The 17,953-nt window shown below is 70.1% G+C and carries 21 protein-coding genes; 11 read left to right on the forward strand and 10 right to left on the reverse strand.

The window, feature by feature from the left end:
* Positions 1 to 39: 39 nt before the first annotated feature.
* Genes LZ017_RS14195 through LZ017_RS14210 form a run of 4 tightly spaced genes read right to left on the reverse strand, consistent with a single transcriptional unit; the run spans position 40 to position 2,425 of the window.
* The gene (locus LZ017_RS14195) at positions 40 to 531 is read right to left on the reverse strand and encodes a DoxX family protein (RefSeq protein WP_241397514.1); all 492 of its coding nucleotides are present in this window, start codon (positions 529 to 531) and stop codon (positions 40 to 42) included.
* Entirely contained in the window at positions 528 to 1,289 is a 762-nt protein-coding gene (locus LZ017_RS14200; protein WP_241397516.1) for a DNA-binding domain-containing protein, read from the reverse strand. The genes LZ017_RS14195 and LZ017_RS14200 overlap by 4 nt, the downstream gene beginning before the upstream one ends.
* Positions 1,286 to 2,134: a DUF692 domain-containing protein gene (locus LZ017_RS14205; RefSeq protein ID WP_241397518.1), complete on the reverse strand. Its 849-nt coding sequence runs from the start codon at positions 2,132 to 2,134 to the stop codon at positions 1,286 to 1,288. Before LZ017_RS14205 ends, LZ017_RS14200 begins: the two co-directional genes overlap by 4 nt.
* A 12-nt stretch (positions 2,135 to 2,146) precedes the next feature.
* Positions 2,147 to 2,425: a DUF2282 domain-containing protein gene (locus tag LZ017_RS14210; RefSeq protein ID WP_241397519.1), complete on the reverse strand. Its 279-nt coding sequence runs from the start codon at positions 2,423 to 2,425 to the stop codon at positions 2,147 to 2,149.
* Between the two features lie 160 nt (positions 2,426 to 2,585).
* Between LZ017_RS14210 and LZ017_RS14215 the strand changes: the two genes are divergently transcribed.
* Both LZ017_RS14215 and LZ017_RS14220 read left to right on the forward strand, forming a co-directional pair.
* Positions 2,586 to 3,149, forward strand: coding sequence for a sigma-70 family RNA polymerase sigma factor (locus LZ017_RS14215; RefSeq protein WP_241397521.1), 564 nt, complete (start codon positions 2,586 to 2,588; stop codon positions 3,147 to 3,149).
* The gene (locus tag LZ017_RS14220) at positions 3,146 to 3,787 is read left to right on the forward strand and encodes an NrsF family protein (protein ID WP_241397523.1); all 642 of its coding nucleotides are present in this window, start codon (positions 3,146 to 3,148) and stop codon (positions 3,785 to 3,787) included. Before LZ017_RS14215 ends, LZ017_RS14220 begins: the two co-directional genes overlap by 4 nt.
* Before the next feature lie 55 nt (positions 3,788 to 3,842).
* On the opposite strand, the gene LZ017_RS14225 is transcribed toward LZ017_RS14220, so the two are convergent.
* Positions 3,843 to 4,613 carry an ABC transporter permease gene (locus LZ017_RS14225; RefSeq protein ID WP_241397525.1) on the reverse strand — a complete coding sequence of 257 codons (771 nt, stop codon included), beginning with the start codon at positions 4,611 to 4,613 and terminating at the stop codon, positions 3,843 to 3,845.
* Entirely contained in the window at positions 4,613 to 5,569 is a 957-nt protein-coding gene (locus LZ017_RS14230; RefSeq protein ID WP_241397530.1) for an ABC transporter ATP-binding protein, read from the reverse strand. Before LZ017_RS14230 ends, LZ017_RS14225 begins: the two co-directional genes overlap by 1 nt.
* Positions 5,570 to 5,664: 95 nt before the next feature.
* Here LZ017_RS14230 and LZ017_RS14235 point away from each other — a divergent pair, with 95 nt between their 5' ends.
* The 5 genes from LZ017_RS14235 (at position 5,665) to LZ017_RS14255 (ending at position 8,764) form a co-directional block, all read left to right on the forward strand.
* Positions 5,665 to 6,321, forward strand: a complete 657-nt coding sequence (locus tag LZ017_RS14235) for a TetR/AcrR family transcriptional regulator (RefSeq protein ID WP_241397725.1) — start codon at positions 5,665 to 5,667, stop codon at positions 6,319 to 6,321.
* Between the two features lie 41 nt (positions 6,322 to 6,362).
* A complete protein-coding gene (locus LZ017_RS14240; protein WP_241397532.1) occupies positions 6,363 to 7,142 on the forward strand; it encodes a hypothetical protein in 780 nt (259 codons plus the stop codon).
* The gene (locus tag LZ017_RS14245; RefSeq protein WP_241397533.1) at positions 7,139 to 7,606 is read left to right on the forward strand and encodes a hypothetical protein; all 468 of its coding nucleotides are present in this window, start codon (positions 7,139 to 7,141) and stop codon (positions 7,604 to 7,606) included. Before LZ017_RS14240 ends, LZ017_RS14245 begins: the two co-directional genes overlap by 4 nt.
* Before the next feature lie 128 nt (positions 7,607 to 7,734).
* A complete protein-coding gene (locus tag LZ017_RS14250; protein WP_241397534.1) occupies positions 7,735 to 8,052 on the forward strand; it encodes a hypothetical protein in 318 nt (105 codons plus the stop codon).
* Between the two features lie 187 nt (positions 8,053 to 8,239).
* Entirely contained in the window at positions 8,240 to 8,764 is a 525-nt protein-coding gene (locus LZ017_RS14255; protein WP_241397535.1) for a hypothetical protein, read from the forward strand.
* Between the two features lie 69 nt (positions 8,765 to 8,833).
* Here LZ017_RS14255 and LZ017_RS14260 read toward each other — a convergent pair whose 3' ends face one another.
* The gene (locus tag LZ017_RS14260) at positions 8,834 to 10,249 is read right to left on the reverse strand and encodes a wax ester/triacylglycerol synthase family O-acyltransferase (RefSeq protein WP_241397726.1); all 1,416 of its coding nucleotides are present in this window, start codon (positions 10,247 to 10,249) and stop codon (positions 8,834 to 8,836) included.
* A gap of 125 nt (positions 10,250 to 10,374) precedes the next feature.
* On the opposite strand from LZ017_RS14260, the gene LZ017_RS14265 reads away from it, so the two are divergent.
* The gene (locus LZ017_RS14265) at positions 10,375 to 10,626 is read left to right on the forward strand and encodes an acyl-CoA-binding protein (RefSeq protein WP_241397536.1); all 252 of its coding nucleotides are present in this window, start codon (positions 10,375 to 10,377) and stop codon (positions 10,624 to 10,626) included.
* 476 nt (positions 10,627 to 11,102) lie between these two features.
* Here LZ017_RS14265 and LZ017_RS14270 read toward each other — a convergent pair whose 3' ends face one another.
* The 3 genes from LZ017_RS14270 to LZ017_RS14280 are packed head-to-tail and all read right to left on the reverse strand — an operon-like array spanning position 11,103 to position 14,656.
* Positions 11,103 to 11,435, reverse strand: coding sequence for a polyhydroxyalkanoic acid system family protein (locus LZ017_RS14270; protein WP_241397537.1), 333 nt, complete (start codon positions 11,433 to 11,435; stop codon positions 11,103 to 11,105).
* Between the two features lie 9 nt (positions 11,436 to 11,444).
* A complete protein-coding gene (locus LZ017_RS14275; protein WP_241397538.1) occupies positions 11,445 to 12,551 on the reverse strand; it encodes an aminopeptidase in 1,107 nt (368 codons plus the stop codon).
* A 44-nt stretch (positions 12,552 to 12,595) separates the two neighbouring features.
* The gene (locus LZ017_RS14280; RefSeq protein WP_241397539.1) at positions 12,596 to 14,656 is read right to left on the reverse strand and encodes a molybdopterin-dependent oxidoreductase; all 2,061 of its coding nucleotides are present in this window, start codon (positions 14,654 to 14,656) and stop codon (positions 12,596 to 12,598) included.
* Positions 14,657 to 14,778: 122 nt separating this feature from the next.
* On the opposite strand from LZ017_RS14280, the gene LZ017_RS14285 reads away from it, so the two are divergent.
* From LZ017_RS14285 to LZ017_RS14295, 3 genes are all read left to right on the forward strand, one after another.
* Entirely contained in the window at positions 14,779 to 15,927 is a 1,149-nt protein-coding gene (locus tag LZ017_RS14285; RefSeq protein WP_374109926.1) for an ABC transporter substrate-binding protein, read from the forward strand.
* Between the two features lie 199 nt (positions 15,928 to 16,126).
* Entirely contained in the window at positions 16,127 to 17,335 is a 1,209-nt protein-coding gene (locus LZ017_RS14290) for a M20 aminoacylase family protein (protein WP_241397543.1), read from the forward strand.
* Positions 17,332 to 17,895 (forward strand): DUF1415 domain-containing protein, encoded by a 564-nt coding sequence (locus tag LZ017_RS14295; protein WP_241397545.1) that lies wholly within the window; start codon positions 17,332 to 17,334, stop codon positions 17,893 to 17,895. The genes LZ017_RS14290 and LZ017_RS14295 overlap by 4 nt, the downstream gene beginning before the upstream one ends.
* Positions 17,896 to 17,953 lie beyond the last annotated feature (58 nt).

The raw sequence follows: 17,953 nt of genomic DNA on the forward strand, positions 1-17,953 counted from the left end.
CCTCGCCCAGCGCGCGGGCCGGCCCGTCGCCCCGCCGGGTCAGCCGCGGCCGCGTTCGGCACCCCGCGCGCGCCAGGGCAGGCACTGATCCAGCGACCAGCGTCCCGGGCCGCGCCCAAGGAGATAGAGCATGGGCGCGGCCCAGCTCAGGTGCGTGGGCCAGGCCGAGGGATAGACGAACAGCTGGATCACCGCCGTCATGCCCAGCACGCCGAGCGCGGCCAGGCGCGTGCCCAGCCCCAGCACCAGCAGCACCGGCAGCAGGTGCTCGGCGGTGGTCGCCAGATAGGCGGCCCAATCCGGCGGGATCAGCGGCAGGGCGTAGTCCTGCCGGAACAGCAGGAAGGTGGTGTCCGTCAGCGTGGCCCAGCCCTCGACCTTGGTCCGGCCCGACATCCAGAACACGCCGGCGATGCTGAAGCGGCAGGCCAGCGCGATCAGATCGTGCGAGATCCATCGTTCAAGACGCGCCCGCAGCGCGGGCAGCCTAGGGGCCACGGCGCGGTGCGCGCGCGGGAGAGGCAGGTTCATGACGGAAGCTCCATGATCGCGGCGAAGGCGCCGTGTTGCACAAGGCGGGCCAGGCCGGCCCCCGGGTCGACGCCGGGGGCGCGGGCCAGGGCCGCGTGAAGGGCGGCGTCCAGCGGCTCGCCCGAGGCGCAGGCGTCCAGCAAGGCGCAGTCGGCGGCGCTGATCTCCAGCGCCGTCACGGCCCCCGCTGGCCGCGTCAGCAACGCCCCCTGACCCCGCCAGTGCGGCGGATTGGGGTCGGCGGCCTGGCTGCGGGCCGCCTGCCACAGGCTGAAGGCCGGCCAGTCGGGACTCCAGCGCCAGCAGGCGGCCGGATGCGGCCGCAGCCGGCAGGCGCCGAGCCGTTCGGCATCCAGCCGCGCGAACGCCGCCAGGCCCAGCACCGGCGCGTCGGCGGCGACATGGCTGTCGTTCCACAACCGGTCCAGGCGGGCCACCTCGCCCAGCCAACGCAGTTCGCCGCCGGCCAGCGCCTCGTCCAGGAACGCCGCGAAGCCGGCGCCGTAGTGCTGCAGCGCCCCGCTGGTCGGCGGATGGCCACGCGCGAAGTCGAGGGCCGCCGCCTGCATCCAGGCGTCGCCGGTGAGCCGATGCACGGCGGGGTACAAGGACAGCAGCGCATCGACGCAGCCCTTCAGCACGGTGTTCCGGTAGACCGAGAACCCGGCCTGTGTCGCCACGCCAAAGCCCTGCCCCGTGTCGCCCGGCTCGGCCCAGAGGGCACGCCAGAACCCGGCCTGGAACTCGGCCAGCGTCATGGCAGGGCCTCCTGCGGCCGCCGGACCGGCGCATCGAGCAGCGCCTGCGCCCGCGCGCGCTCGCCGGCCAGCACCTGGAACGGCGGAATCTGGCCGTCGCGCTCGATCAGCGTCGGACGGGCGCCGATGCGGGCCGTGAGGGCCTGCAGCAGCGCCCACACCGGCTCCGCGACCGGCGCGTCATGGCTGTCGATCAGCAGACCGGTGACGTCGCCCGCGTCGGCGCGATGGCCGGCGACATGGATTTCCATCACGGCCGCGCCATTGATCGCGTCGATCCAGGCCGCGGCGTCGATGCCGACGTTGTGGGCCGACACGAAGACATTGTTGAGGTCGATCAGCAGCCCGCAGCCGCTGCGGCGGACCAGCTCGTGGAGAAAATCGGTCTCGCCCCAGTCATGCGCCAGATGCACGTAGTGCGAGGGGTTCTCGATCGCCACGCGGCGCCGCAGCGCGTCCTGCATCCGCGCGATGTTGGCGGCCACGCGCTGCAGCGCCTCGGTGGTGCGTGGCACCGGCAGCAGGTCCGGCCCATAGGCGCCGCCCAAGCGGCTCCAGGCCAGATGCTCCGAAACCAGGGCCGGCTGCAAGCGATCGACCAGGAGGGACAGGCGGCGCAGGTGGTCCGGGTCCGGCGGCTCGGCGCCGGCCAGCGACGCCGAGACCCCATGCAGCGACAGCGGATGGCTGGCGCGCAGGGCTTCCAGCAGCGCCAGGCGCGGCCCGCCCGCGACGAGATAGTTCTCGGGATGGACCTCGAACCACAGCCCGGTTTCACGCGCGGCCAGCGCCGCGTCCGCGAACTCCGGTTTGAAGCCCAGGCCCGCGCCCAGCCCGTCCGTCATGGCGCGCGCCGATCAGGACTTGATCGGGGTGAGCGACCCCATGCCCTTGGGCGTCTTGATCGCGGTGCAGGTGCCCGCGGGGACGTACTTCCAGGCATTGCCCTGGTAGTCCATCTTCGAGGTGCCGGCACAGGTGGTGCCCGGCCCGGCGGCGCAGTCGTTCTTGCCCGCCATGGCCACGCCATAGCAGCGCTCCTTTTCGGCGGCAGCGGGCTTGCCGTCTTGCGCCATGGCGGCCGAGGACAGGGCGGTCAGCGTGACCAGGGCCAGAGTCAGATGGGACGATTTCATGAGGTGCTCCTTGTGGATGGAAACATGGCTTGCAGGGTGGACGCGGCGCGATGGCCTGGGCGTTCCGGCAGCTAGTTCGTCCCCGTCGCGCCCCGGGTTACAGCGCCGCTGGCGAAAGTTCTGGAATTTTTTTTCGCCCCCCCTGTAACCTTGCGGCCTCATGGCGCGAATAGATCCCGTGATCGCGACGGAACAAGAGCTTCATGACCTCTTCCTGGCGGGACTGGATGGGGATGCGGTGGCCTACCACCGCTTCCTCCAGCGCCTGAGCGCGCTGCTGCGCGGCTACTTCCGGCGGCGCCTGCTGCAGCTGCCGGACGAGATCGAGGATCTGGTGCAGGAGACGCTGCTGGCGGTGCATGCCAAGCGCCAGAGCTACCGCCGCGGCGAGCCGCTGACGGCCTGGGTGCATGCGCTGGCGCGCTACAAGCTGGTCGACCTCTGGCGCCAGCGCGGACGGCGCGAGGCGCTGCACGACCCGCTGGACGAAGACCTCGCCGTGTTCGCCACGGCCGACCACGAGGCCGGCGAGGTCCGGCGCGATCTGGGTCGGCTGCTGGAGCGGCTGCCCGCGAACCAGCGCCTGCCCATCCTGCACACCAAGCTTGAAGGGCTGTCGGTGGAGGAAGCCGCGCGGCTGACAGGCATGAGCGAATCCGCGGTCAAGGTCGGCGTGCACCGCGGGCTGAAGGCGCTGGCGCGCCTGTGGAAGGAGATGACATGAAGACCGAGAACCTGATCGGACTGCTGGCCCAGGCTCCCGGCCGCGTGCCCGCGCATGCCGGCGAGCGCCGCATCGCCCTCGCGCTGGCGGCCGGCCTCGCGCTGGCCCTGCTCTGGGTGCACAGCGCCTTCGGCCTGCGCGCGGACCTGCCCGAGGTCGTGGGAAGCGCCGCGTTCTGGCAAAAGCTGGCCATGCCCCTGGCGGTGACGGCCAGCGGGTTGGTCGTGGTGTTCCGGCTCGGCCATCCGGCCGCGCGGATCGGGGGCTGGTGGCTGGGCCTGGCGCTGCCCGTGCTGCTGCTCTGGGTCTGGGCGGCCGCGGTGCTGGGCTCGGCCGAGCCGGCCGCCCGCCTGCCGCTGGTGCTGGGCACGACCTGGCGCAGCTGCGTGTTCAATGTGACCGCGACGGCGCTGCCCACGGGTCTGGGCCTGCTGTGGGCCTTGCAGGGGCTCGCGCCGACGCGGCCCCTGCTGGCGGGCGCCACCGCCGGCTGGCTGGCCGGCGCGGTGGGCGCCAGCGTCTATGCGTTGCATTGCCCCGAGATGGGCGCTCCCTTCGTCGCGCTCTGGTATGTGCTCGGGATGGGTCTGTCGGCGGCGCTGGGCGCGCTCGCGGGGCGCCACTGGCTGAAGTGGTAGGGCCGCCCGCGGGCTTGGGTGCCGGGGACCGCGCGGGGCGCGGCCCCGGGGCCGCTCAGTAGCGGACCTTGTAGCCGCGCCGCAGCAGCGCCAGCGCGAGTCCGGCGATCAGCACGAAGCTGCTGCCCACCACCGCCAGGCTGGTCCACGGCGAGACGTCGCTGACGCCGAAGAAGCCGTGGCGGAAGCCGTCGATCATGTAGAAGAAGGGGTTCAGGTGGCTGATGCCCTGCCAGAACGGTGGCAGCGAGTGCACCGAATAGAAGACGCCCGACAGAAAGGTCATGGGCATGATGATGAAGTTCTGGAAGGCCGCCATCTGGTCGAACTTCTCGGCCCACAGCCCGGCGATCACGCCCAGCGAACCGAGCATGCCCGCGCCCAGCAGCGCGAACGCCAGGATCCACAGCGGCTGCGCCAGCCCCGGCGGCGCGAACCAGCAGGTAACCGCGAACACGCCCAGCCCCACCACCAGGCCGCGCACCATGGAGGCGCCCACATAGGCCAGGAACCAGGCCCAGTGCGACAGCGGCGAGACCAGCAGGAAGACCAGGTTGCCGGTGATCTTGCTCTGGATCAGCGACGAGGAGCTGTTGGCGAAGGCGTTCTGCAGCACGCTCATCATCACCAGCCCCGGGATCAGGAAGCTGGTGTAGCCCACCGTGCCATAGACCTTCACATGGTCCTCCAGCACGTGGCCGAAGATCAGCAGGTACAGCACGGCCGTGAGCACGGGCGCTCCCACGGTCTGGAAGCTGACCTTCCAGAAACGCAGCACCTCCTTGTAGAACAGGGTGCGAGCCCCTTCGATGCGGATCGCTCCCATCACTGCCCCTCCCGTCCCGCGGACTGCATGATTTCAATGAACACGTCTTCCAGGTCGGCACGCCCGATCTCGAGGTCTTCGATGGGCACGCCGGCGCCGCGCAGGCGGCCCAGCAGGGTCTCGACCTCGGCGGCGTCGTGGGCCTTGAGCTGCACGATGCGACCGGTGATGCGCGCCTGTGCCGCCAGCTCCGGCGGCAGCACGGCGTCGGTCTTGAAACGCAGCATGGTGGACGCGGTGTCGGCCAGCAGCTCGCTGGTGCGCTTGAGCGCGACGATGCGGCCGGCCTTGAGCATCGCGATGCGATGGCACAGGGCCTCGGCCTCTTCCAGATAGTGGGTGGTGAGCAGCACCGTGTGGCCCTCGCGGTTGAGCCGGGCGATGAACTGCCACAGGGTCTGGCGCAGCTCCACGTCCACGCCCGCGGTGGGCTCGTCCAGCACGATGACCGGCGGCCGGTGCACCAGGGCCTGCGCCACCAGCACGCGGCGCTTCATGCCGCCCGAGAGCTGGCGCATGTTGGCCTTGGCCTTGTCGGCCAGGCCCAGGTTCTCCAGCAGCTCGGTGATCCAGGCGCCGTTGTTGCGGACGCCGAAATAGCCGCTCTGGATCTCCAGCGTCTCGCGCACGTTGAAGAAGGGATCGAAGACCAGCTCCTGCGGCACGATGCCCAGCAGCTTGCGCGCCTGCGCATAGTCCTTCACCACGTCGTGGCCCAGCACCGAGACCGCACCGCCGCTGGCACGCGACAGGCCGGCGAGGATGCTGATCAGGCTGGTCTTGCCGGCCCCATTGGGGCCCAGCAGGCCGAAGAATTCACCCTGATGGATGTCGAACGACACCCCGTCCAGGGCCTTGAACTGGCCGCCGCGGTAGGTCTTGCTGACCTGATCGAAACGTATCGCGGGCGGGGCTTCCGGTCTGGTGCCGGTCTGCGGTGGGGGGCTGGCGAGCATGGGCAGGGATTGTAGGGAGCGGGGATTGGATCCGCCGCCCTAGGGAAATGAGCGAGCTTGATGCCAGAATGGGTCAGTCCCACATCCGCGACCCCATGGCCACCAAGAAGCCGCGCCGGACCGCCGAGCGCATCCTCGAAGTCACGCTGGACCTGTTCAACCGCTTCGGCGAGCCCAATGTCTCGACCACGCTGATCTCGGCCGAACTGGGCATTTCCCCGGGCAATCTGTACTACCACTACCCGGCCAAGGACGAGCTGATCAATGCGCTGTTCGGCCAGTACGAGCGCCAACTGGGCGAACTGCTGGGCGCGGCCGACAACGTGCGCCACGTGGAGGACGCCTGGCTGTTCTTGCACATGCTGTTCGAGCTGGTCTGGCAGTACCGTTTCCTCTACCGCGACCTGAACGACCTGCTGTCCAAGAATCGCACGCTGGAAACGCACTTCCAGACCGTGCTGGAACGCAAGAACCTGGCCATGACCCAGGTGCTGGCCGGCCTGCAGATCGGCGGCGCGCTACGCATGCAGCCGCGCGAAGCCCCGCCGACCGCCAACGCGATGGTGGTCTTGCTGAGCTACTGGCTGAGCTATGAATACGTGCGCGATCCGCGCCACGCGCTGGAGCCCGGCGCCGCCGGCAGCGCGATGATGCGCGGCGCCTTCCATGTGCTGGGCCTGCTGCTGCCCTATCTGGAACCGGGTTCGCGCGACCACCTGTTCGCCATCGCCGACCGCTACCAGAACCCCTGAGGACGCGAACCGACAAGCCCCACCCGAGGAGACAACGCACCATGGCCAAGTGGACCGCCTTCCCCTACGACAACAGCGCCTTCCAGTACGACGCCGCCCAGCTCAAGAAGCACTGGGCGCGGCTGCACCAGGGCGACGCCGAACCCTGGCCCAAGGAGGCCGCGGTGCAGCAGGCCTGGGCGCTGTTCCATGCGGGTGAATTCCAGCAGGCCCACGAGGCCGGTCTGGCCGCGGGCTCCAGCGCCGGCATCACGGTGGCCAACAAGGCCCAGGCGATCTACGCCAACTACCTGGAGAAGAAGGAAAAGACCAAGCTGGAGATGTTCCTCGCCGTCGCCCAGCGCGCCGAGGCACTGCAGGCGGAGGAACCCAAGAACGCCGCCGCCTGGTACTGGCAGGCCTATGCGCTGGGCCGCTACAGCCAGGGCATCAGCGTGGCCAAGGCGCTGGCCCAGGGTCTGGGCGGCAAGGTGAAGAACGCGCTGGAGACCGCGATCACGCTGGCACCCAAGCACGCCGACGCCCACATTGCGCTGGGCGCCTTCCATGCCGAGGTGATCGACAAGGTCGGCAAGCTGCTGGGCCGCACTCAGGGCGCCGATGCCGCCACCGGACTCAAGCTCTACCAGCAGGCGCTCAAGCTCAACCCGGGCAGCGCGATCGCGATGATCGAGTACGCCAACGGCCTGGTCATGCTGGAGGGCGAGAAGAAGCTGAAGGACGCCGAGGCCCTCTACGCCAATGCCGCCGCCTGCGAACCCATGGATGCGATGGAGTGCCTGGACGTGGAGTTGGCGCGCGCGGAGCTGGACGACGAGTGAAGACCGCCGCCCACTTGGCGCTGCTGCTGGCCGCGCTGTCGCTCGCGGCCGCAGCGCGGGCGGCCGCGCCGGAACCAGCGCCAGCCGCCGAAACGCCGGCCTGCATGGACCTGCTCGAACGCCTGGACAGCCACCCGGCCGACACGCCGCAGACGCTGGGCGAACTGCTGCCGGGCCGCTGGCACAGCCTGTCGGTGATGGCCAGCCAGCCGCCGCTGGTGAACTGCATCGCGCCAGGCTGCGTGCCGCTGCGCCTGGAGGCCGTGGTGCTGCATCGCGATGACGGGCGGCCGGCGCGCTTCTGCGCCGCTGGCGCGCAACCGATCTGGGTCCAAGGCGGGCTGGGCGGACTGCTGCCGCAGACGCGTTATGAGTGGCGGGCCGCCAGCCGGCTGCTCGTGCTGCAGTCCGGGTCCGATGCCGCTAGCAGCACGACGGGCGACATCCCTCGGAACAAACCCTGAACACCCCTCGCCCGGACACCCGCAAATGCGGTTGGTGCGGCGACACGCCAGCCTTTAACCTAGGGACTGTCGAGCTGCGGCCTCGCCGTCGGCTCGGTTCCCCTGTCCTTTGCGGAGACCTCTTCCCCATGAAGCGAACCCTTTCCCTCGCCGCCCTGCTGGCTCTGGCCGCGCCGCTGGCCCAGGCCGCCAATGAAAACGCCACCGCCCGGGCGCTGCGTGCCGAATGCGCCAGCCAGCACCCCGTCGCGATGGAAGGGGCGCCCGCCGCCCACGAGTACCGTTTCGTCTACAACAAGGGCGAGTACCGCGGCGAACAGCAGGCCGGCCGCGCCCTGCCCTGCAGCGAGGGACAGTACGCCCAGTACCTAGCCAGCGCGGACCCCGCTCGCGTGATGGCGGCCTACCCCACCGCCGCGGGCCGCCCCAAGGCCGCGGCCAAGTAAGCCGGCGCCAGCCCCCGCCCATAACGCCGCCCTCGGGCGGCGTTGTCGTTCGTGGTCCGACGAATCCCCTGTCACAAAGTTGAAGCCAGGGAATACCCTGAGTAAGCTTGAAGGTCGGCAGCGGGCGCTGCCGATGCGGTGATCCCTCCCCATCGCCGCGATTCCGTCCTGCCGAAAGGAGGTCATCATGGCGATGACCCGCATTCTGCTTCTGTCCGCCCTGGCGCTGGGCTGCGCCCCTCTCCAGGCTCAGACCGACGAAAAGATGCCGACGGCCGCCCCGACCGCCGGCAAGGCCTATGGCAACGACAGCCGCTCGAACGGCTACAGCAGCGAGGAGGCCGCGGGCCGGGCCGACTGCGCGCTGGCGAAGCGGGAGCAACGCGGGCAGTCGGGCACCACGACGCCCGCCGACCCATCGGCCCCGCCGCCGGTGACCACCCCGTCGACCACGCCCTACCCACCCCCCGAACCCGGCCAGGACATGGGCATGCCCTGCACCGACGAGGAATACGCGCTGTACAAGACCGCGCTGGATCCTGGGCGACTGCTGGCCGACTACCCGACGGCCGCGGGCTATCGCCGCGCGTCACCCAGCCGCGTGCAGGTGCTCACCGAACTGGAGCGCGCACGCTCGGCCGGCGAGCTGGATTGGGCGTCCTATGAGCTGGGACTGCCCATGCAAAGCAAGCGCGACGCGATGCGACGCTGAAGGCGAGCGCCAAGGCCGGGCCGGCGCGCGCGTCCTCGTGGCGGCGGCCGGGCCCGCGCCCGGCGCCGATCAGACGCGCTCCTCCCAGGGCAGCATCAGCGACAGCATCAGCAGCTTGCGGAACTCCGGTTCGAATCGATCAACCACGGCCTGCGGATCCGGGCACAGGCCGGCGTCGGTGATCAGCCCGAACTCCACCTGCCCGGCATAGGTCAGGATGCTGACGCCGACGCCGATGTCGCCCGACTGCGGCACCCAGAACATCACCCGCTCCACGGTGGAGCCGCAGAACTTGAGCGGCTCGGCCGGCCCCGGCACATTGGTCATCACCGCGGTGGCCTTGCGCGCGAAGATGTTCAGCATCGCATGCTGCACCGGCTTGATGAGCAGACCCGCCGCCGACAGCAGCCCGAAGGCCAGCACCGGCTGCAGGCTGCCCTTGAGTTCTTGCATGCGCGCATGCACCGCGTACAGCCGCTTCACCGGGTTGTCGATGCCGATGGGCAGCAGCAGCGGCACCAGCCCGAAGCGGTTGCCCAGCTGGTAGACCCGTTCCATCGGGCGCAGGTTGACCGGCACCATCGCGCGGATCTCCTTGCCGTCGACCTCGTCGCCCTGTGCCCGCAGGTAGCCGCCCAGCGCGCCGGCCACGCAGCTCAGCAGCACGTCGTTGACCGAAACCCCCATGGCCTTGCCCACCGCCTTCACCGCGTCCAGCGGCAGGCGGTGCCCCCAGGCCACCCGCTTGCCCGGGCCCGGCTTGCCCTTGAGGCGGGTCGGCGAGTCGTCGCCCATCAACGCCAGCGCGGCGACGTCGCTGACCATCTGGTATCCCAGCTTGGCCGCCTGCACCGAGACGTCCAGCGGCTGCTCGGGGTGCAGCATCAAATCCACGGACTTCGCCACGCCGGAGCCCGCCATGCCGATCGCCTTCACCGTCAGCCCGGTGATGGGCTTGAGCAGCGCATCGCTGAGCCAGTCGGGCTCGGACAGCTGGGCCTCGCGCTGGCGCCGTGCCGGCGGCGGCTTGCCGCCGTCGGTGATGGAGAGCATCACCGCGATCAGCGCAATGCCGTCGGCGATGCAGTGGTGCAGGCGCGCGATCAGCGCGCTGGCGCCGTCCAGGTCCTGCACCAGATGCATCTGCCACAGCGGCCGCGCCGGATCCAGCGGGGTGCTGGCCAGCTCGGCGACGCGCTGCTGCAAGGCCTTCTCGGTCCATGCGCCGGCGCGCCCGCGCCGCGGGCGGGCGGGCTCCAGTTGCACATGGTGGGCGATGTCGAAGGCCTCGTCCTCCACCCACTGCGCGCCCAGCGTGTCCTCCACCACCTTCTGGCGGAAGCGCGGGTACTGCAGCAGGCGCTGGGCCACGCGTTCGCGCAGCGCCTCCAGCGTGATGCCGGGCCGGATGAACCAGATGCCGTGGATCATCATCAGATTGGCGTCGGTGTCCATGCGCAGCCAGGCGGTATCCACCTTGGACATGCGGTGAGCAGCAGGGGCCACGCGGGTCTCCTCGTTCTAGAGTTCTTTCACCAGACCTTGCTGGTTAACATGCCAGCCGTCCATCCCGATTGTCACCAGGGATGTCGTCCAACCCAGGAGAGATCATGAGCCTCAAAGAGCAATTCGACGCCGCCGTCGCCGCCTCCAAGCAACTGCCCGAGCGCCCCGACAACATGACGCTGTTGAAGATTTACGCGCTGTACAAGCAGGCCAGCGAAGGCGACGTGCAGGGCTCCCGTCCCGGCTTTACCGACATGGTGGGCCGCGCCAAGTACGACGCCTGGGCCGGCCTGCAGGGCACGAGCAGCGACGAGGCGATGCAGCAGTACATCGACCTCATCGAATCCTTGAAGTAAGCCCCTCGGCCAGGGCTGCCCCTGGCCGGTCCCCCGGCGGTGGCGATGCTCGCGAGAGTGCCCCCGCTCGCACATCGCCAGGTGGGCCGGCTTGTGGCGGCCTGGCGCCCGGCCCCGAATACCCCCAAGCCCGGAGGAACAGCCGGGCGGCCCCAAAAGGGGCGGCAAGGCTCGCGGCCAGAGACCGCCAGCATCGGCTGGCGCGAGCCCTCGCATGAGGCCCGATGTGGAGTCGAGCCGTACCCGGCGAGCGACTTGAAGCCTGAGCGGTGGAGGTGCACCGGTGGTGGTCGGGCCATCGCTCCGTGTTCAGCGCGGTCCTCGGTCAAATCGTATTCAGGCCCTCTTCTTTGGTGACTTTCTTCTGGGCCCCAGAAGAAAGTTACCCGGCTGCCGGGCCGGAACCCGGCGGGCTCTGCGCAGCGCGCAAGGGCAGCAAGGACAATCAGAAAGCCACCCCGCCCCCGCGGCAAGCACTACACCTTGCCCTTCCGCCCCCCGGCCCCCTTCCCACGGCCCTCCGCCGCCAGCAGCTGATCCAGCGCCCGCTCGATCTCGCCTTCGATGCTGGCCTTGAAGGCCCCCAGCAGCAGGCCCAGCCGGGCGCTGAGGTCGAAATGCGCGCCAGTCACGATGAGACGCCCCTTCACCCCCGAACGGGTGAACTCCACCGTGTCGCTGGTCTCGCCCTCCAGCACCGTGCATTCCATGTCGTAGCGCCGCTCGACCTCCTCGGCCCAGGCAAAGGCGATTTCGCGGGCACGCGCGAATCCGAGTTGGTGGTCGCGATGGATCTGGATGTCGGCCATGGACGGTCCTCAGGGTGATGGGGCTGGCGCCGCCGCAGCACTGGCAGCGCCCTGGCGCAACTCTACGCGACGGGCGGCCGCGGGCAGCGCGGCCAGCCGCCGCACCTCGGCATGGAAGCGCGGCCAGTCGCGGCCGCAGCGATCGAACAGGCGCTCGAACTCGGGCAGCAGGTCCAGATAGCTGCCCTGGATGGCCAGGCTGGCGTTGTTCAGCGCGGCGGTCGCGGCGTCGTAGCGCGCATCGCCGCCCCAGCGCGCCTTGAGCGCGGCGTAGTCCTCGTGCAGCGCGCGCAGGGCCCGCGCCTTGGCGGCCTGCTTGTCGGCGTCGCTGTCCGGCCCGGCGTAGACCTCCGCCAACCGGGCCCGCGTGCGACGCGTCAGCGCCAGCCACTCCTGGTGGCGGCGCCTCAGGGTCAGGTCTTGCGCGGCCGCGTCGGGCCGGTTCGCCAGCCACTGCGCCGCGCCCAGGGTCTCCACCGCGGTGGCGTAGTTTTCGTTGAACGCGGTGTCGTCGTCCGCGTAGACGCGCTGGTGCGCCAGCTCGTGGAAGATCATGCGCGCCAGCGCCCCTTCGGGCAGGCGGATGAAGGTGTTCAGCAGCGGGTCGCCGCCCAGCCAGTTGCTCAGCCCCAGGCTGGAATACGCCGGCACGCCGTAGACATGCACCTCCAGCCCCTGCGCCGCCAACTCCGCGGCGAAGGCCTGCGCCGCCTCGCGGCGGAAGAAGCCGCGGTAGCCGGCGCAGCCCAGCACCGGATAGCACCAGGTCTTGAGCGTCAGGCTCAGCGGCGGCGCCGCGACCACGTTCCATACCGCCGCGTCGCGGCCCAGGTCGGCATAGCGGGTGTAGCTGGCGTTGTCGGGCAGCGCGAGCCGCTCGACGGCGTAGCGGCGCAAGGCCTGCGCCAGCGCCAGCTGGCGGCGCAGGACCGGGTCCGGCGCGACGCAGTCCGGCCCGGCCTGCGGCTGCCCGCAGGCCAGCCAGTCCTCCACCGGCCGGGCCTGCCCCAGCATCGCCAGATGGCCGCGCAAGGCCTGCCCGTAATAACCCAGCGAACCGCAGCCGGACAGGAACAGCAGCGCGGCCAGGGCCAGGCCATGCCCCAGCGTCCGCATGCCGGCGTGAACCGATGCTCCGGCGGCCAGGCGGCCGGCCGGACTCAGCCCGCCTGGACGTCCACCAGGCAGTCGTAGAAGCACGGCGCCTGCCCCAGGTCGGTGAGCCGCTGGTGGGTCAGCTCGTTGACGTTGCGGCCGTCCAGGCCCAGCTTGCGCCACCACACGCCCAGGCCGTTGACGACGCCGGGGCGCGCGCGCGCGCTCACCGCGAGCCGGCAGCGGTAGCTGCCGCGGTCGTTGAACACCCGCACCACCTGCCCGTCGGCGAGGCCGCGCGCGGCGGCGTCCTGCGCGTGCATCTCCAGCAGTTGCTCGCCCTCGATGTCGCGCAGGCTCTTGACGTTGACGAAGCTGCTGTTGAGGAAGTTGCGCGCCGGCGGCGAGATCATCGCCAGCGGGTAGCGCGACGCGAGCTCGGGGCTGCTGGCGGCGCTTTCATAGTTGGGCACATAGGTCGCGCCGCGCGCATCCGCCTTTCCCGACGGGGTCAGGTATTGCCCCTGCGCGAAGGGCGCCTCCGGCAGCGGTAGCTTGAACCAGCCCTGCTCCTGCAACTGCGCGAAGTCCACCGTGTCGGCCAGGGCCTGGCGCGCCAGTTCGGCGTCGCTGTCGGCGAAGCAGGGGTCGGTGTAGCCCATGGCCGCGGCCAGCGCGCGGAAGATGTCGGTGTTGGAGCGCGCCTCGCCCAGCGGCGCCACCGCCGGCTGGTTCAGCAGCACGTCGGTATGGCCGTAGCTGGTGTGCACGTCCAGATGCTCCAGCTGGGTGGTCGCGGGCAGCACATAGTCCGCCAGGTCGGCGGTGTCGGTCATGAAGTGCTCCAGCACGACGGTGAACAGATCCTCGCGCTGGAAACCCCGCACCACCTTCGCCGACTCGGGCGCCACCGCGACCGGGTTGCTGTTGTAGACGATGAGGGCGCGCACGGCCGGGCCGAACTCGGCCGAGCCCGGGTGCAGCAGCGCGTCGCCGATCGTGCTCATGTTGATCAGGCGCGACGGCCGGTCGCCGCGCAATTCGGGTCGTTCCAGGTCCGCCTTCTTGTAGGGCGCGAACCAGCCGGAGGACGACAGCAGCAGCCCGCCGGCGCGGTCGCGCCAGGCCCCCGTCAGGCAGGGCAGCAACGCGATCAGGCGCACCGCGTTGCCGCCACCGCGCACGCGCTGCATGCCGTAGTTCAGCCGGATCGCGGCCGGTCGCGCCTGCGCGTAGTCGCGCGCCAGCTGGCGCAGCTCGTCGACACCGATCCCGCATTCCGCCGCGCTGCGTTCCGGCGTCCAGGCCAAGGCCTGCTCGCGCAGCGCCTCCCAGCCTTCGACGTGGCGGGCGATGTAGTCGTGGTCCAGCCAGTCGTTCACGATCAGCTCGTGCATCAGCCCCAGCGCCAGCGCGCCGTCGGTGCCGGGCAGCAGCGCGAGGTGCTGGTGGCATTTTTCGGCGGTCTCGGTGCGGCGCGGGTCAATGCAGATCAGCTTCGCGCCCTGACGCTTGGCCTGGTTGGCATAGGTCCAGAAATGCAGGTTGGAGGCGATGGAGTTGCTGCCCCAGATCAGGATCAGCTTGGCCTCCGCGAAGAAGGGCAGGTGCATGCCCACCTTGCCGCCATAGGTGGCGGCCAGCCCCGCGCCGCCGGCCGAGGCGCAGATGGTGCGGTCCAGCCGCGACGCGCCCAGCCGGTTGAAGAAGCGGCCCGCCATGGCCTCGCCCTGCACCAGGCCCATGGTGCCGGCATAGCTGTAGGGCAGGATGGCTTGCGGGTCCTGGGCGGCAATCGCCCGCAGCCGCAGGGCGATATCGGCCAGGGCCTCGGACCAGCTCACCGGCTCGAAGCGCGGCGCCTCGTGCTTGGCGCTGACGCGCTTGAGCGGCCGCAGCACACGCTCGGGGTGGTAGGTGCGCTCGGGGTAGCGCGACACCTTGGTGCACAGCGCCCCATGGGTGCTGGGGTGCTCGGCCCGTCCCTGCACCTTGACCACCCGTTCGCCCTGGACGGTGATGCGCAGCGCGCAGGTGTCGGGGCAGTCATGCGGGCAGGCCCCGTGGACGACGCGGGTGGGGAGATCCGTGGCGGACTCGGCAGTGGCGGCGGCGTGAACGTTCATCCGCAAACTATTGCACAAGCCCGTTGTCCTTGCTTTTGCTTACGTCCCCTGCCCACCGAGGGCGCAAGACCCTGACATGGCCGGCGGCAATAATCCACGCCTGGCGGGCCTGCTGCCGCCCGATGAAAACAGTGAACAGAGGGGAATTGAACGTGGATCGCCGTCATTGCCTCACCGGCCTGTCTGCCCTGTTGTTGAGCCGCTGGTCCCAGGCTCAGGAGCGCCGTCGCATCGTGCTGGGCCAGTCCGCGCCGCTCAGCGGCCCCGCCGCCCAGCTGGGCCTGCAGATGCAGACCGGGGCCAAGCTCTATTTCGACCATGTCAACGCCAATGGCGGGATCAACGGCATGGGCATCGAGTTGCGCAGCCTGGACGATGGCTACGAGCCCGACCGCTGCCGGGCCAACACCGAGAAATTCATCAACGACGAGGTGTTCGCGCTGTTCGGCTATGTCGGCACGCCGACCTCGCTGGCGGCGTTGCCGCTGGTGAACCAGAACCGCATCCCCTTCATCGCGCCGCTGACGGGCGCCGAGGCGCTGCGCGACCCGGTCAGCCCCTGGGTCTTCCATGTGCGCGCCTCCTACTTCGACGAGACCGCGCTGATCGTCAAGCAGCTGCAGCAGCTGGGCTTGTCCAAGATCTCGGTGTTCCATCAGAACGACAGCTATGGCAAGGCCGGGCTGGACGGCGTGCTGCGCGCGATGACCAGCCATTCGCTGAAGCCGCTGAGCGTGTCCACCGTGGAACGCAACAGCGCGGATGTCGCCAAGGCGGTGCGCGAGCTGGTGCCCGGCGCGCCGCATGCGATCGTGATGGTGAGCGCCTACAAGAGCTGTGCCGCCTTCATCCGCGAGGCGCGCAAGGCCGGCTATGGCGGGGTGTTCTACAACGTCTCCTTCGTTGGCACCCAGGCCCTGCTGGACGAGTTGGGCAAGGACGCCAGCGGCGTTGTCGTCAGCCAGGTCATGCCCTACCCCTATGGGGCCGGCACCGGCGTGGTCGCCGAATACCAGGCCGCGTTGCAGAAGGCGGGCGGCGCGCTCAAGCCCGACTACAACGCGATCGAGGGCTTCGTCGCCGCCAAGACCCTGACCGAGGGCCTGCGCCGTGTCGCGCGCCTGAGCCGCGATGGCCTGGTGGGCGCGCTGGAAGGCCTGCAGAACTACAACCTGGGCGGCTTCAACCTGCGCTACGGCCCTGGCCGGCGCACCGGGTCGGGCTTTGTCGAGCTGACGATGTTGACGGGTGACGGCAAGGTGAGGCGCTGAGCCCCCGGCCCAGCGGGCACGCTGGGCCGCCCCCCCAAAGAGCAAGACCCAACAAGGCCAAAGACCGCAAACCCCACCCGCGGGGCAGCCCACCCCCACCCCGGTACACTCACTCAGGCCGCCGTGCACCCCCACGCCGGCCTTTTTTCTTTCGAGCGCCGCCCCAAAAACGCGGCGCCGCGTTTTCCGGGAGCCCGACATGAAGCTGATCGCCGACATAGAGGCCCGCACGGCCGAGATCGCCGCGCTGCGCCGCGACATCCACGCCCACCCCGAGCTGTGCTTCAAGGAGGAGCGCACCGCCGAGCTGATCGCCCAGACCCTGAGCGGCTGGGGCATCCCGGTGCACCGCGGCCTGGGCAAGACCGGCGTGGTGGGCATCATCAAGGGCGGCAGCGGCAGCAGCACCCGCGCCGTGGGCCTGCGCGCCGACATCGACGCACTGCCGATGACGGAGCACAACCGCTTCGAACATGCCAGCCGCCACCCCGGCAAGATGCACGCCTGTGGCCACGATGGCCATACCGCGATGCTGCTCGCCGCGGCCCGCGAACTGGCGAGCCAGCGCGATTTCGACGGCACGGTCTACGTCGTGTTTCAGCCGGCCGAGGAAGGCGGCGGCGGCGCGCGCGAGATGATCAAGGACGGGCTGTTCAAGCAGTTCCCGATGGAAGCCATGTTCGGCATCCACAACTGGCCCGGCATGGCCGCGGGCCAGTTCGCGCTGAAGAGCGGGCCGGTGTTCGCGTCCAGCAACGAGTTCAAGATCACCATCCGCGGCAAGGGCTCGCACGGCGCGATGCCCCACCTGGGGCTGGATCCTGTGCCGGTGGCCTGCCAGATGGTGCAGGCCTTCCAGACCATCATCAGCCGCAACCTGCGCCCGATCGACACCGGCGTGATCTCGGTGACCATGATCCACGCGGGCGAAGCCACCAACGTGGTGCCCGACACCTGCGTGCTGGAAGGCACGGTGCGCAGCTTCACCGTCGAGGTGCTGGACATGCTGGAGCGGCGCATGCGCGAAGTGGCCCAGGGCACGGCGGCGGCCTTCGGCGTGCAGTGCGAGTTCGAGTTCCACCGCAACTACCCGCCCACCATCAACCATGCTGCCGAGACCGAGTTCGTCCGCGAGGTGCTGACCGGCATGGTCGGCGCGGCCAACGTGCACGAGTTCGAGCCGACGATGGGCGCCGAGGACTTCAGCTACTACCTGCAGGAGGTGCCCGGCTGCTATTTCCTGATCGGCAATGGCGACGGCAGCCACCGCGAGGGCGGTCACGGCCTGGGCCCCTGCATGCTGCACAACCCCAGCTATGACTTCAACGACGCGCTGATCCCGGTCGGCGGCTCGATGTGGGTCACGCTCGCCAAGGCCTGGCTGGCCCAAGCGCGGAGCCGGGCATGAACGCGCCCGGCAGCCCTCGCCCCGACGACGCACAGGTCCTGGCCGACACCCGCGACTGGGTGGAGAAGGCCGTGATCGGCCTCAACCTCTGCCCCTTCGCGAAAAGCGTCGAGGTGCATGGCCGGTTACGCTATGTGGTCAGCGCGGCCACGACCCCCGAAGCGCTGCTGCAGGAGCTGGCGCGCGAACTGCTGCTGCTGCGCCGCAGCGACCCCGAGGAGACCGAGACCACGCTGCTGATCCATCCTGGCGTGCTGACCGACTTCCTGGACTTCAACGACTTCCTCGATGCCGCCGACGCGCTGGTGGAAGACCTGGAGCTGGACGGCGAGATGCAGGTGGCCAGCTTCCACCCCGACTACCAGTTCGACGGCAGCGGCGCGGACGACATCGAGAACTACAGCAACCGCTCGCCCTACCCCACGCTGCACCTGCTGCGCGAGGACAGCATCGCGCGCGCGGTGGAGACCATGCCCGACACCGACGCCATCTACGAGACCAACATGGAGACCCTGCGCCGCATCGGCCTGCAGGGCTGGCGCGCGCTGGGTCTGAAGTAAAGCCAGGTCCGAGGCGGCGGGTCCTGGACGCGGCGGCGGCATGGTGCCGCACGCGGTG

It is taken from the genome of Pelomonas sp. CA6 (assembly GCF_022549225.1).
GTDB lineage: Bacteria > Pseudomonadota > Gammaproteobacteria > Burkholderiales > Burkholderiaceae_C > Roseateles.

Bases quoted from the DNA above. Each gene is read 5' to 3' on its own strand.
- LZ017_RS14195 (WP_241397514.1), bottom strand. From the start codon at position 531: ATGAACCTGCCTCTCCCGCGCGCGCACCGCGCCGTGGCCCCTAGGCTG.
- LZ017_RS14200 (WP_241397516.1), bottom strand. From the start codon at position 1,289: ATGACGCTGGCCGAGTTCCAGGCCGGGTTCTGGCGTGCCCTCTGGGCC.
- LZ017_RS14205 (WP_241397518.1), bottom strand. From the start codon at position 2,134: ATGACGGACGGGCTGGGCGCGGGCCTGGGCTTCAAACCGGAGTTCGCG.
- LZ017_RS14210 (WP_241397519.1), bottom strand. From the start codon at position 2,425: ATGAAATCGTCCCATCTGACTCTGGCCCTGGTCACGCTGACCGCCCTG.
- LZ017_RS14215 (WP_241397521.1), top strand. From the start codon at position 2,586: ATGGCGCGAATAGATCCCGTGATCGCGACGGAACAAGAGCTTCATGAC.
- LZ017_RS14220 (WP_241397523.1), top strand. From the start codon at position 3,146: ATGAAGACCGAGAACCTGATCGGACTGCTGGCCCAGGCTCCCGGCCGC.
- LZ017_RS14225 (WP_241397525.1), bottom strand. From the start codon at position 4,613: ATGGGAGCGATCCGCATCGAAGGGGCTCGCACCCTGTTCTACAAGGAG.
- LZ017_RS14230 (WP_241397530.1), bottom strand. From the start codon at position 5,569: ATGCTCGCCAGCCCCCCACCGCAGACCGGCACCAGACCGGAAGCCCCG.
- LZ017_RS14235 (WP_241397725.1), top strand. From the start codon at position 5,665: ATGGCCACCAAGAAGCCGCGCCGGACCGCCGAGCGCATCCTCGAAGTC.
- LZ017_RS14240 (WP_241397532.1), top strand. From the start codon at position 6,363: ATGGCCAAGTGGACCGCCTTCCCCTACGACAACAGCGCCTTCCAGTAC.
- LZ017_RS14250 (WP_241397534.1), top strand. From the start codon at position 7,735: ATGAAGCGAACCCTTTCCCTCGCCGCCCTGCTGGCTCTGGCCGCGCCG.
- LZ017_RS14255 (WP_241397535.1), top strand. From the start codon at position 8,240: ATGGCGATGACCCGCATTCTGCTTCTGTCCGCCCTGGCGCTGGGCTGC.
- LZ017_RS14260 (WP_241397726.1), bottom strand. From the start codon at position 10,249: ATGTCCAAGGTGGATACCGCCTGGCTGCGCATGGACACCGACGCCAAT.
- LZ017_RS14265 (WP_241397536.1), top strand. From the start codon at position 10,375: ATGAGCCTCAAAGAGCAATTCGACGCCGCCGTCGCCGCCTCCAAGCAA.
- LZ017_RS14270 (WP_241397537.1), bottom strand. From the start codon at position 11,435: ATGGCCGACATCCAGATCCATCGCGACCACCAACTCGGATTCGCGCGT.
- LZ017_RS14275 (WP_241397538.1), bottom strand. From the start codon at position 12,551: ATGCGGACGCTGGGGCATGGCCTGGCCCTGGCCGCGCTGCTGTTCCTG.
- LZ017_RS14280 (WP_241397539.1), bottom strand. From the start codon at position 14,656: ATGAACGTTCACGCCGCCGCCACTGCCGAGTCCGCCACGGATCTCCCC.
- LZ017_RS14285 (WP_374109926.1), top strand. From the start codon at position 14,779: ATGAAAACAGTGAACAGAGGGGAATTGAACGTGGATCGCCGTCATTGC.
- LZ017_RS14290 (WP_241397543.1), top strand. From the start codon at position 16,127: ATGAAGCTGATCGCCGACATAGAGGCCCGCACGGCCGAGATCGCCGCG.
- LZ017_RS14295 (WP_241397545.1), top strand. From the start codon at position 17,332: ATGAACGCGCCCGGCAGCCCTCGCCCCGACGACGCACAGGTCCTGGCC.